A 12,706-nucleotide genomic window follows, 5' to 3' on the forward strand; every position below is an offset into this window, starting at 1 on the left:
AGGGTTGAAGTCTGAAGAAGGGGATGCCGTGTAGCTCGAGCGAGGCTCAGGCTGCACTCAGTTGACACTGAGCGAGCGGCAGAATTCGACGATCCGCTGCGCGCCCCCCGTGCATTCGTCGACGTCGGCAACGAGCGCGAGGCGCACGAAATTGCGGCCGGGGTTCACGCCGTGCGCGGTGCGCGCGAGGAACGAGCCCGGCAGAACCGTCACATTATAGTCGGCGTAGAGGCGCTGGGCGAACTCGGTGTCCGTGAGGCCGGTGCGCTCGACGTTGGCCCACAGGTAGAACGCGGCGTCGGGCAGCCGCACGTCGAGCACGTCGGCGAGCATCGGCGTGACGGTCGTGAACTTCCGCAGGTACTTCGCGCGGTTCTCGCGCACGTGTGTCTCGTCGCTCCATGCGACGACGCTCGCGCTCTGGAATACCGTCGAGAGCGCCGTGCCGTGGTACGTGCGGTACAGCAGGAACGCCTTGAGAATCGAGGCGTCGCCGGCGACGAAGCCCGAGCGCATGCCCGGCACGTTCGAGCGCTTCGACAGGCTCGACAGCATCACGAGGCGCTCGAAACCGCGTCCGAGCTTGTGCGCCGCTTCCAGTCCGCCGAGCGGCGGCTTCGACTCGTCGAAATAGATTTCCGAGTAGCACTCGTCCGACGCGATCACGAAGCCGTAGCGGTCCGATAGCGCGAACAGCTCGCGCCAGTCGTCGAGCGTGAGCACGGCGCCGGTCGGGTTGCCCGGCGAGCAGACGTACAGCAGTTGCGTGCGGGCCCACACGTCGGCGGGCACCGCCGAGTAGTCGCACGCGAAGTTGCGCGCCGGGTCGCTGTTGACGAAGTACGGCTGCGCGCCGCCGAGCAGCGCCGCGCCTTCGTAGATTTGGTAGAACGGGTTCGGACAGAGTACGATCGCAGGCTCGCCGTCAGCATCGCGGCGCGGATTGAGCACCGTCTGCGCGAGCGCGAACAGCGCCTCGCGCGAGCCCGCCACCGGCAGCACCTCGGTCAGCGGATCGAGCGGCGGCAGGTCGTAGCGTTGCGCGATCCATTTCGCGATCGACTCGCGCAGCGGCGCCGAGCCGAGCGTGGCCGGGTACCCGGCGAGGCCGCCGAGCGAATCGATGACGGCGTCGCGGATCAGCGGCGGGGTTGGATGTTTCGGCTCGCCGATGCCGAAGCTGATGTGCGCAAGGCCGGCCGGCGGCGTGACGCCCTTGAAAAGCAGGCGCAGCTTTTCGAACGGATAGGGCTGAAGGGAGTCGAGTAGCGGATTCACGGACGAAATGGCCTGATCGGGATGGACGCGGACGAATGGCGGGACAACCGGGCACGCGCGCCGGCGGGCGGCGGCGAACGGACGATTATAGCGTGGCGCGCCCGCGGACCAGGCGAAAGCCTGGCGCGCGGCGCGGGAGCAATCCGCGAGGCGGCGCACCGGGGCGCCGCGGCGGGAACGGCGCGAAATCCGCCACGGTTCGCGTAAAAGAATACGCAGGAGCAGCAATGTACGCAGCAGTTCAGGAGACGGCCGGCTGGACCCTCATACGACCCGCCCACGACGCCCGTCGGAGTCCCGCCCCATGACCAACTGGCTTCGCAACGGCTGGCCGACGCTCGCGATCATGCTGGGCGCGTCGGTCTGGGGGATGGTCTGGTATCCGCTGCGGATGCTGGCCGCGCTCGGGGTGACCGGCACCGCCGCGAGCGCGCTCACGAGCGGCACCGGCTGCCTGTTCGTGCTGCTCGTGCGGAATGGCGCGCTGAAGACCGTGCGGTGGCACTGGCTGCTGCCGGCGCTCGCGCTCGCCGCGGGCGTCACGAATCTCGGCTTCGTGTGGGGCGCGATCCACGGTCAGGTGATGCGCGTGCTGCTGCTGTTCTATCTGACGCCCGCGTGGACCGCGCTGTTCGCGCATTTCATCCTGCATGAGCGGCTCACGTGGTCGGGCGCGGCGCTGGCCGCGCTGTCGCTCGCGGGCGCGATGACGATGTTATGGTCGCCGCGTCTCGGCATTCCGGTACCCGGCAATCCCGCCGAATGGGCCGGGCTCGCCGGCGGCATGGGCTTCGCGATGAGCAACGTGCTGATCCTGAAGACGAGCCGCGTGCTGCCGGACATGAAGCCCGAAATGCGCACCGCGGTGATCTTCGGCGGCGCGGCGCTGTTCGGCGCGCTCGCGTCGCTGTTCGAGCCGATGCCCGCGCCGCCCGTCGGCGCGCATCTGGGCACGGCGGCGCTGCTGGTGCTCGGTCTCGGTTTGCTGCTCGCGTCGAACAACATGCTCGTGCAATACGGGCTCGCGCGCGTGCGGGCCAATCGCGCGTCGATCATCATGCTGTTCGAACTCGTCGTGACGGCGCTGTCGGCGTGGCTGTTCGCCGGCGAAGTACCGGGCCCGCGCGAATGGGCCGGCGGCGCGTGCATCGTGCTCGCGTCGGCCTTGTCGAGCTGGGTGCATCGGACGAAATTGGCGCCGCCCGATCCCGCCATCGGGGACACGGAGGGGCCCGGCGGCGACGATGGACGCGGTGGTCAATGCGGTAGCAAACGCGGCGACCATCGCGGTGACGAACATGGCCCTGACGGCGACAGTGACGACCGCCGAAAGGGCGGTAAGAATCGTCCACGCGCGATGGTATGATTCCCCCTCATTAGCCGGCGCATGCGTACCTGTGCGTGCCTCAGATATGCATGAGCGCATGCAGCCGGCAACCAAATTGCGAAGGCTCGCGAGGTTGCGCGGGGCCGTCCCGCTACGGCGGTGAACGACTGGCGCAACCTCGCGAGCCACCTATCATTTCTCTCTTTTCAAACAGCGAAATCGCCGTGCGGCTCACCTCGATCAAACTCGCTGGTTTCAAATCCTTCGTCGATCCCACGCATTTCCAGGTCCCAGGCCAGTTGGTTGGCGTGGTCGGTCCGAACGGGTGCGGCAAATCCAACATCATCGATGCCGTGCGCTGGGTGCTCGGCGAATCGCGCGCCTCTGAATTGCGCGGCGAGTCGATGCAGGACGTGATCTTCAACGGCTCGACCGCCCGCAAGCCCGGCAGCCGCGCGAGCGTCGAACTCGTGTTCGACAACGCGGACGGCCGCGCCGCCGGCCAGTGGGGCCAGTATGCGGAGATCGCCGTGAAGCGCGTGCTGACGCGCGACGGTACGTCGAGCTACTACATCAACAATCTGCCGGCGCGGCGCCGCGACATCCAGGACATCTTCCTCGGCACCGGCCTCGGGCCGCGTGCGTACGCGATCATCGGGCAGGGCATGATCGCGCGGCTGATCGAGGCGAAGCCCGAAGAGCTGCGCGTGTTCCTCGAAGAAGCCGCCGGCGTCTCGAAGTACAAGGAGCGCCGCCGCGAGACCGAGAACCGTCTGCACGACACGCGCGAGAACCTGACGCGCGTCGAGGACATCGTCCGCGAGCTCGGCACGAATCTCGAGAAGCTCGAGGGGCAGGCGGTCGTCGCGACCCGTTATCGCGAGCTGCAAAGCGACGGCGAGGAAAAGCAGCGTCTGCTGTGGTTGCTGCGCAAGAACGAGGCGGCCGGCGAGCAGCAGCGCCAGCAACGCGCGATCGAGCAGGCGCAGATCGACCTCGAGGCGCAAACCGCGAAGCTGCGCGAAGTCGAGGCGGAACTCGAAACGCTGCGCGTCGCGCACTATTCGGCGAGCGACGCGATGCAAGGCGCGCAGGGCGCGCTGTACGAGGCGAACGCGGAAGTGAGCCGGCTGGAAGCCGAGATCCGCTTCATCGTCGAATCGCGCAACCGCGTGCAGGCGCAGATCGCCGCGCTGACCGCGCAGCGCGGGCAGTGGCAATCGCAGGCCGACAAGGCGCAGGACGATATCGCCGACGCTGAAGAGCAACTGGCCGTCGCTGAAGAAAAAGCCGTGCTCGCCGAAGAGGACGCCGCCGCGAAGCACGATGCGCTGCCCGCCCTCGAAGCGCGCTGGCGCGACGCTCAGGCGGAGCTGAACACCGAGCGCGGCGGCATCGCGCAGATCGAGCAGGCGCTGAAGCTCGAAGCCGCGCATCAGCGCAATGCCGATCAGCAGTTGCAGCAGCTGCAGCAGCGCCATGAGCGGCTGAAATCGGAAGAGGGTGGCCTCGACGCGCCCGACGAGGCGCAACTCGAAGAATTGCGCATGCAGCTCGCCGAGCACGAGGAAATCCTTCACGACGCGCAGGGCCGCCTCGCCGACGCGCAGGAAACACTGCCGCGGCTTGACGGTGAACGCCGCGCCGCGCAGGAGCGCGTGCAGGCCGAAAGCGCGCAGATCCATCAGCTCGACGCGCGCCTTGCCGCGCTCAGGCAGTTGCAGGAAAACGTTCAGACCGAAGGCAAGATCCAGCCGTGGCTCGACAAGCACGAGCTGGGCAGCCTGCCGCGTTTGTGGAAGAAACTGCATGTCGAGGCCGGTTGGGAAACCGCGCTCGAAGCGGTGCTGCGCGAGCGCCTCGCCGCGCTCGAAGTGTCGAATCTCGACTGGGTCAAGGCGTTCGCAACCGACGCGCCACCGGCCAAGCTCGCGTTCTACGCGCCGCCCGCGGCTGGTCAGCCTGCCCCGGCGGCGGGCGCGCTGCGCTCGCTGCTGTCGCTCGTGCGCATCGAGGACGCGGGTATCCGCGCGGTGCTGACCGACTGGCTCGGCCTCGCGTTCGTCGCCGACGATCTGCAGCAGGCGCTTTCGATGCGCGCGCAGCTGCCCGAGGGCGGCGCGTTCGTCGTCAAGGCGGGGCACGTGGTCACGCGCGTCGGCGTACAACTGTATGCGGCCGATTCCGAACAGGCCGGCATGCTCGCGCGTCAGCAGGAAATCGAAAACCTCGGCCGCCAGGTGCGCGCACAGGCATTGCTCGCCGACGAGGCGAAGGCCGCCGCGATCCGCGCCGAAGCCGCGCACACGCAAGCCGCGCAGGCGCTCGCCGAGCTGCGCCAGCAGGCCGAACGCGCGACGCAGCGGGTGCACGCGTTGCAGATGGACGTGCTGAGGCTCACCCAGGCACACGAACGCTACACGCAGCGCAGCACGCAGATTCGCGAGGAACTCGAAGAGATCGCCGCGCAGATCGACGAGCAGCGGGCGCTGCGCGCCGAGTCGGAAGCGAACTTCGAGCGTCACGACGGCGAGCTCGCCGAACTGCAGGCGCGCTTCGAAGATCACCAGCTCGCGTTCGAAGCACTCGACGAAGAACTGACGACCGCCCGCGGCGAAGCACGCGAGCTCGACCGCGCCGCCACCGACGCGCGCTTCGCCGCGCGCAACATGGCGAACCGCATCGACGAATTGAAGCGCAGCATCCAGGTCGCGCACGAGCAGAGCGAGCGCGTCGCGGGCGCGCTCGAAGACGCGCGCGCCGAACTGGAAACGATCAACGAGCAGACCGCGCACACCGGGCTGCAGGACGCGCTCGACATCCGCGCCGTGAAAGAAGAGGCGCTGCGCGCCGCGCGCGTCGAGCTCGACGACCTGACCGCGAAGCTGCGCTCGGCCGACGAAACGCGCCTCACCGCCGAGCGCGCCCTGCAGCCGCTGCGCGACCGCATCAACGAATTGCAGTTGAAGGAGCAGGCCGCGCGCATCAGCGGCGAGCAGTTCGTCGAGCAGCTGGCCGCGGCCGGTGTCGATGAAGCCGAACTGCAAGCCAAGCTGACGGCGGACATGAAGCCGTCGTACCTGCAGGGCGAGGTCACGCGCATCAACAACGCGATCGCCGCGCTCGGGCCGGTTAACATGGCCGCGCTCGACGAGCTGAAGGCCGCGACCGAGCGCAAAAGCTTCCTCGATTCGCAGTCGGCCGACCTGACGAGCGCGATCGAAACGCTCGAAGACGCGATTCGCAAGATCGACGCCGAAACGCGCACGCTGCTGCAAAGCACGTTCGACGAAGTGAACCGCCATTTCGGCGAGCTGTTCCCGCGTCTCTTTGGCGGCGGCCAGGCGAAGCTGATCATGACCGGCGACGAAATTCTCGACGCCGGCGTGCAGGTGATGGCGCAACCGCCGGGCAAGAAGAATTCGACGATTCACCTGCTGTCGGGCGGCGAGAAAGCGCTGACCGCGACCGCGCTCGTGTTCGCGATGTTCCAGCTCAATCCCGCGCCGTTCTGTCTGCTCGACGAAGTGGACGCACCGCTCGACGACGCCAACACCGAGCGTTTCGCGAATCTGGTACGGGCGATGTCCGACAAAACCCAGTTCCTGTTCATTTCGCACAACAAGATCGCGATGGAGATGGCGCAGCAGCTGATCGGCGTGACGATGCAGGAGCAGGGCGTCTCGCGGATCGTCGCGGTCGACATGGAAACGGCGGCGGGTTTCGCCCAGAATATCGTTTGAGTTAACGCCTTCGCGGGCATCCGCATCCAGCGCAGCGGCCTCGATGAGCGCCGCGCGGTACGTGGAGCGGACGACAGGCCCGCGCGGATAGAAGAATTGCTGATGGAGCATGCATGGACGAGTTGACACTCGGTTTGATCGGCGCGGGTGCCGTGGTGGTGGGGGGCGTGGTCGTGTACAACGCGTGGCAGGGCGCGAAGGTGCGCCGCAAGATGCCGCGGCCGATGCCGGCCGACACTGCCGAGAACTTTGCGCGGGACGAGCATGAGGAGCAGAGCCCGTTCATCGAGCCGGCCCGGCCGACCGCGCGGCGCGAGCCGAGCGTGAGCGCCGAGGCGGCCGCGGACCGGACCGCGGCGCGCGTCGAGCCGACGTTCGGCGCGGGCGCCGCACCGCTCGATACACCGGCCGATATCCAGGCCGAGATGACGTCGCCGAACGGTTATCCAGCGGCGGACGCCGATACCGTGGGCGAAGGCGAACCTGCGGCGGCGCCGGGCGCGCACGCGAAGCGGCCCACCGCCGAAGCGCCCGCGGCCCAGCCCGCGTCCGCCGGGCACGAGCGGGTCGAACCGATCCTGCCGGCCGCCACGACGATTTCGTCGGCGCCGCCCGCGATCGTCGATCGACGCATCGACTGTATCGTGCCGATCCGGCTGAACGGCCCCGTGGCCGGCGACAAGGTGCTTCCGCTTGCGCAGCGCTTGCGTCGGGCGGGCAGCAAGCCCGTGCACATCGAAGGCAAACCCGAAGGCGGCGGCGCGTGGGAGCTGCTGCAGAACGGCACGCGCTATGAAGAGCTGCGCGCGGCCGCTCAGCTCGCGAACCGTAGCGGCGCGCTGAACGAGCTCGAATTTTCCGAGTTCGTGACCGGCGTACAGCAGTTCGCCGATGCGCTCGACGCGGCGCCGGAATTCCCCGACATGCTCGAAACCGTCGCGATGGCGCGCGAGCTCGACGGCTTTGCCGCCCAGTGCGACGCGCAGTTGTCGATCAACGTGCTGTCGGACGGCGCGCCGTGGTCGGCCAACTACGTGCAGGCGGTCGCATCGCAGGACGGTCTGCTGCTGTCGCGCGACGGCACCCGCTTCGTCAAGCTCGACTCGCGGCAAAGCCCGGTGTTCATGCTGCAGTTCGGCGACACCAACTTCCTGCGCGACGACCTCACGTACAAAGGCGGCGAGATGATCACGCTGGTGCTCGACGTGCCGGTCGCCGACGAAGACATCCTGCCGTTCCGGCTGATGTGCGATTACGCGAAGTCGCTGGCCGAGCGCATCGGCGGACGCGTGGTCGACGACGGTCGCCGGCCGCTGCCGGAAAGCGCGCTGCTCGCGATCGAAAAACAGTTGATGACGCTGTACGCGAAGCTCGAACAGGCGGGTATTCCGGCGGGTTCGCCGGCCACGCGGCGCCTGTTCAGCCAGTAGGCCTGTTGCAGAGTTCTGCGCGTTTTTGACGACGGCCGCACGATGTGCGGCCGTCGTCGTTTCCGGCTTGCGTCGCAGCGCGGCCCGCCCCGATTCAGCGATGTAAAGGGGCACGCTTCCTGCGATAATCCGATGTCCGACTTTCTTCTCGAGAAGCTTCCGACAGCATGGCCCGATCCTCCGTCCCTCCTTCCGCAATCAGCGCTCCGGCCGAGCGGGCCGTGTGGTTGCGCGCGGAACTCGAACGCGCGAACTACGCGTATTACGTGCTCGATCAACCGGACCTGCCGGACGCCGAGTACGACAAGCTGTTCAAGGAGCTGGAGCGCATCGAGGCCGAGCATCCCGATCTGATCGTGCCGGATTCGCCGACGCAGCGCGTCGGCGGCGAGGCCGCGAGCGGTTTCGAGCCGGTCGTGCACGATCTGCCGATGCTGTCGTTGAACAACGGTTTCGCCGACGAAGACATCGTCGCGTTCGACAAGCGCATCGGCGACGCGCTCGGCAACAACGCGAGCGAGCCGCCGGTTCCCGTCGACTACGCGGCCGAGCTGAAATTCGACGGCCTCGCGATCTCGCTGCGCTACGTCGACGGCGTGTTCGTGCAGGCTTCCACGCGCGGTGACGGCACAACCGGCGAGAACGTCACCGAAAACGTCCGCACGATCCGCTCGATTCCGTTGAAGCTGAAGGGTAAGCGCGTGCCGCGCGTGCTCGACGTGCGCGGCGAAGTGCTGATGTTCAAGCGCGATTTCGAGCGCCTGAACGAACGCCAGCGCAGCGCCGAACAACGCGAATTCGCGAACCCGCGCAACGCGGCGGCGGGCAGCTTGCGGCAGCTCGATTCGAAGATCACCGCGCAGCGGCCGCTGTCGTTTTTCGCGTATGGCATCGGCGTGCTCGAAGGCATCGAGATGCCGGCCACCCATAGCGAACTGCTCGACTGGTACAAGGAGATGGGCTTGCCGGTCAATGGCGAGCGCGCGGTCGTGCAGGGCGCCGAAGGCCTGCTCGGCTTCTTCCAACGCGGTCGGCGAGAAGCGCGACAGGCTCCCCTACGACATCGACGGCGTGGTCTACAAGGTCAACCGGCGCGACGAGCAGGATGCGCTCGGTTTCGTGTCGCGCGCGCCGCGCTTCGCGCTCGCGCACAAATTTCCCGCGCAGGAAGCGTTGACGAAGCTCGTCGCGATCGACGTGCAGGTCGGCCGCACCGGCGCGATCACGCCGGTCGCGCGGCTGGAACCGGTGTTCGTCGGCGGCGCGACGGTCACGAACGCGACCTTGCACAACGAGGATGAAGTGCGCCGCAAGGACATCCGCATCGGCGACACGGTGATCGTGCGGCGCGCCGGCGACGTGATTCCGGAGGTGGTCAGCGCGCTGCTCGAGCGTCGTCCGGCCGACGCGCGCGAGTTCGTGATGCCGACGCAGTGCCCGGTGTGCGGTTCGGCGATCGAGCGGCTGCCCGACGAGGCGATCGCGCGCTGCACGGGCGGGCTCTTCTGTCCGGCGCAGCGCAAGCAGGCGCTGTGGCACTTCGCGCAGCGGCGTGCGCTCGATATCGACGGCCTCGGCGAGAAGATCATCGATCAACTGGTCGAACAGAACCTGGTGCGCACGCCGGCCGATCTGTTCAATCTCGGCTTCACGACGCTCGCGGAACTCGACCGCTTCGCCGAAAAGTCCGCGCAGAACCTGCTCGACTCGCTCGACAAGGCCAGGCACACGTCGCTCGCGCGCTTTATCTACGCATTGGGGATTCGCCATGTCGGCGAATCGACCGCGAAGGATCTCGCGAAGCACTTCGGCTCGCTCGATCCGATCATGGATGCGTCGCTGGAGGAGCTGCTCGAAGTCAACGACGTGGGGCCGGTCGTCGCCGAATCGATCCACCAGTTCTTCGTCGAGGACCACAACCGCACGGTGATCGAACAGCTGCGCGCGCCGGGCAAGGTCACGTGGCCCGAGGGGCCGCCAGCGCCGAAGGCGCCGCAGGGCGTGCTGGCTGGGCAGACGGTCGTGCTGACCGGTACGCTGCCAAACCTGTCGCGCGAGGACGCGAAGGAAATGCTCGAGGCGGCCGGCGCGAAGGTGGCGGGGTCGGTATCGAAGAAAACCAGTTACGTGGTGGCGGGGGCCGACGCGGGCAGCAAACTTTCGAAGGCCGAGGAACTCGGCATCCCCGTACTCGACGAAGATGGTATGCGCAAGCTCCTGGAGGGGCACTGATGATTCACGACATTCTGAAGATGGGCGATCCGCGCCTGCTGCGAATCGCCGAGCCGGTCGATCACTTCGACACGCCCGAGCTGCACCGGCTCGTGGAAGACATGTTCGAGACCATGCACGCGGCGAACGGCGCGGGTCTCGCCGCGCCGCAGATCGGCGTCGATCTGCAGGTGGTGATCTTCGGCTTCGGTTCGAACGAGCGCTATCCGGACGCGCCGCCGGTGCCCGAAACGGTGCTGATCAACCCGACCGTCACGCCGGTCTCGCAGGACATGGAAGAAAGCTGGGAAGGTTGCCTGTCGGTGCCGGGGCTGCGCGGCGTGGTGAGCCGGTTTTCGATGATCCGTTATCACGGCTTCGACCAGTTCGGCAATCCGATCGACCGGGTCGCCGAGGGTTTTCACGCACGGGTTGTGCAGCACGAATGCGATCATCTGATCGGCAAGCTGTATCCGATGCGGATTACCGATTTCTCGAAGTTCGGCTTTACGGAGGTCCTGTTCCCGGATCTCGATACGAATAGCGACGACTGACACGGCTGCCGCCAACAAAAAACCCACGCCAAAGTGCGTGGGTTTTTTGTTGTGCCGATGCGCCCGCTCTCAGCAAGGAGGCGCATTGGACGGACCTCAGAACGACTCGTCTTCCGACAGGTAGCGCCACTGTCCCGGCGGCAGCGCGCCGAGCATCACCTGGCCTATGCGCACGCGCTTCAGGCCCACCACCTCGAGACCGACCAGTTCGCACATGCGGCGAATCTGACGCTTCTTGCCTTCGCGCAGCACGAAACGCAGCTGCTCGCCGTTCTGCCAGCTGACCTGCGCGGGCTTCAGCGCGACGTCGTCGAGCGACAGGCCGTGGCGCAGCAGCGCGAGTTTTTCGGCCGGGAAATGGCTTTCGACGTCGACCGTGTGATCGCCGTAGGCGACGCGCACCAGATACTCCTTGTCCACGTCCGAGTGACCGCCGATCAGTTGCTTCGCGATGCGGCCGTCCTGCGTCAGCACGAGCAGGCCCGTCGAATCGATGTCGAGACGCCCGGCCGGCGCGAGCTGGCGCAGATGCGACGCCGAGAAGGGGATCCCCGAACGGTCGCCTTCCCAGCGATTCTCCGGCGTGACGAGCGTGATGGCCGGCTGATAGCCGTCCTCCGCCTGGCCCGACACGAGCCCGACCGGCTTGTGAACGATCACGGTCACCTGGCTCGACTGAAAGGCTTCGGCGGCCGGGTCGATGTCGATGCGCTGATCCGGGAACACCTTCGTGCCGAGCGTATCGATGCGCTCGCCGTCGACCATGACCCAGCCTTTCTCGATCCATTCGTCGGCCTCGCGACGCGAGCACAGGCCGAGCTTGGACATCAGCTTCGACAGACGCAGCATGCCCGGCGCGTCTTCGCGATCGCGGCGGGGCGGGTGCGGGGTGTCGATGGTGGTGTCGACGGGGCGGGCGGTTGCTGATGCCGAGGCTCGCGGCTTTGCGGCGCGGGCTGGTCGGTCGTCGCCGAAGCGGCGGTTCGCGGCCGGCAACGTGTCGTCGAAGCCGCGCGCAGGGCGCTCGCGACGCTCGGTGCGTTCGCCGTAGCCGCCTTTCGCCGGCTTCGCGAAGCTGCGCTCGCCACGCTCGCTTTCGAAGCGGCGCGAGGTGCTGTCGCTGCGCGCGCCTCGATCGCCACTGCGACGCTCCTGCGGCTCACCGCGATCGCTACCGAAGCGCGGACGGTCGGCGGCCTCGCGCTCCCGGCGCACCGGACGATCGCCACGCGCGCCGCCTTCCGACGGCCTGCCTGTGCCTGGACGCGGACCGCTGAACGGACGGCGTTCGCCGGCGTCGCGGCCCGGTGCGCGCTCACCAAAACTGCGCGGTGCGCGCTCGCCGCGCTCCGCATTGCCCTCGAAACGACGGGGTGCGCGTTCTGCACGCTCGCCGAATTCGCGCCGAGGAGCGCGTTCGCCACGCTCAGCGCTGCCTTCGAAACGACGCGGCGCGCGTTCAGTCCGTTCGCCGAATTCGCGCCGAGGAGCGCGTTCGCCACGCTCAGCGCTGCCTTCGAAACGACGCGGCGCGCGTTCAGTCCGTTCGCCGAATTCGCGTCGAGGAGCGCGTTCACCACGCTCAGCGCTGCCTTCGAAACGACGCGGCGCGCGTTCAGTCCGTTCGCCGAATTCGCGTCGAGGAGCGCGTTCACCACGCTCAGCGCTGCCTTCGAAACGACGCGGCGCGCGTTCAGTCCGTTCGCCGAATTCGCGTCGAGGAGCGCGTTCACCACGCTCAGCGTTGCCTTCGAAACGACGCGGCGCGCGTTCAGTCCGTTCGCCGAATTCGCGCCGAGGCGCCCCTTCGCCACGCTCGGCGCCGCCCTCAAAACGACGCGGCGCGCGTTCTCCGCGCTCGCCTCGCTGAGCCGCACCTTCGAAGCGGCGCGGTGCGCCCGCGGCAGCCGTGCCCCGTTCGCGCACGCCCGACCCTTCGGCACGCGGCGCGCGTGCACCGGCGCCCGCCAGCTTCGCACCGACCGGCCGCTTCGCGCCACCACCCGTCGATGCCGCGCCTTCGCGCTTCGCGCCGGCCTCGGCCTCGAATGGCTTCGGCCGCGCTGGACGGGTCGGCTTACGCGCCGACGCGCTGCCGGGGCGGACAGGGGCGCGTTCGGACGCCGCCGGCCGCGGATGCTTCGCTGTTAATTTGATTCGCAT

At 67.8% G+C, this 12,706-nt stretch carries 7 protein-coding genes and 1 pseudogene; 6 read left to right on the forward strand and 2 right to left on the reverse strand.

Features of this window, described 5'->3' with window-relative positions:
* Positions 1 to 57: 57 nt before the first annotated feature.
* Positions 58 to 1,278 (reverse strand): succinyldiaminopimelate transaminase, encoded by a 1,221-nt coding sequence (gene dapC, locus OKW38_RS07185; protein WP_429360780.1) that lies wholly within the window; start codon positions 1,276 to 1,278, stop codon positions 58 to 60.
* A 304-nt stretch (positions 1,279 to 1,582) separates the two neighbouring features.
* Here dapC and OKW38_RS07190 point away from each other — a divergent pair, with 304 nt between their 5' ends.
* From OKW38_RS07190 to def, 6 genes and pseudogenes are all read left to right on the forward strand, one after another.
* Complete coding sequence (locus OKW38_RS07190) at positions 1,583 to 2,644, forward strand: DMT family transporter (RefSeq protein ID WP_429334773.1); 1,062 nt, start codon at positions 1,583 to 1,585, stop codon at positions 2,642 to 2,644.
* Positions 2,645 to 2,829: 185 nt separating this feature from the next.
* Positions 2,830 to 6,348, forward strand: a complete 3,519-nt coding sequence (gene smc, locus OKW38_RS07195; protein WP_429360782.1) for a chromosome segregation protein SMC — start codon at positions 2,830 to 2,832, stop codon at positions 6,346 to 6,348.
* A 113-nt stretch (positions 6,349 to 6,461) separates the two neighbouring features.
* On the forward strand, positions 6,462 to 7,778 hold the full coding sequence (locus OKW38_RS07200) for a cell division protein ZipA C-terminal FtsZ-binding domain-containing protein (protein ID WP_090800599.1): 1,317 nt from the start codon (positions 6,462 to 6,464) through the stop codon (positions 7,776 to 7,778).
* A 167-nt stretch (positions 7,779 to 7,945) separates the two neighbouring features.
* A pseudogene (locus OKW38_RS07205) lies at positions 7,946 to 8,674 on the forward strand (DNA ligase LigA-related protein); the annotation flags it as partial.
* 76 nt (positions 8,675 to 8,750) lie between these two features.
* Positions 8,751 to 10,010: an NAD-dependent DNA ligase LigA gene (gene ligA, locus OKW38_RS07210; protein ID WP_429360784.1), complete on the forward strand. Its 1,260-nt coding sequence runs from the start codon at positions 8,751 to 8,753 to the stop codon at positions 10,008 to 10,010.
* Positions 10,010 to 10,543 (forward strand): peptide deformylase, encoded by a 534-nt coding sequence (gene def, locus OKW38_RS07215; RefSeq protein ID WP_090800596.1) that lies wholly within the window; start codon positions 10,010 to 10,012, stop codon positions 10,541 to 10,543. The genes ligA and def overlap by 1 nt, the downstream gene beginning before the upstream one ends.
* A 96-nt stretch (positions 10,544 to 10,639) precedes the next feature.
* On the opposite strand, the gene OKW38_RS07220 is transcribed toward def, so the two are convergent.
* Positions 10,640 to 12,706 (reverse strand): pseudouridine synthase, encoded by a 2,067-nt coding sequence (locus tag OKW38_RS07220; protein ID WP_429360786.1) that lies wholly within the window; start codon positions 12,704 to 12,706, stop codon positions 10,640 to 10,642.

Source organism: Paraburkholderia sp. MM5496-R1 (genome assembly GCF_050436205.1).
GTDB classification, from domain to species: Bacteria; Pseudomonadota; Gammaproteobacteria; order Burkholderiales; family Burkholderiaceae; genus Paraburkholderia; species Paraburkholderia tuberum.

Bases quoted from the DNA above. Each gene is read 5' to 3' on its own strand.
- OKW38_RS07220 (WP_429360786.1), bottom strand. From the start codon at position 12,706: ATGCGAATCAAATTAACAGCGAAGCATCCGCGGCCGGCGGCGTCCGAA.
- OKW38_RS07190 (WP_429334773.1), top strand. From the start codon at position 1,583: ATGACCAACTGGCTTCGCAACGGCTGGCCGACGCTCGCGATCATGCTG.
- ligA (WP_429360784.1), top strand. From the start codon at position 8,751: ATGGCGAGCGCGCGGTCGTGCAGGGCGCCGAAGGCCTGCTCGGCTTCT.
- def (WP_090800596.1), top strand. From the start codon at position 10,010: ATGATTCACGACATTCTGAAGATGGGCGATCCGCGCCTGCTGCGAATC.
- OKW38_RS07200 (WP_090800599.1), top strand. From the start codon at position 6,462: ATGGACGAGTTGACACTCGGTTTGATCGGCGCGGGTGCCGTGGTGGTG.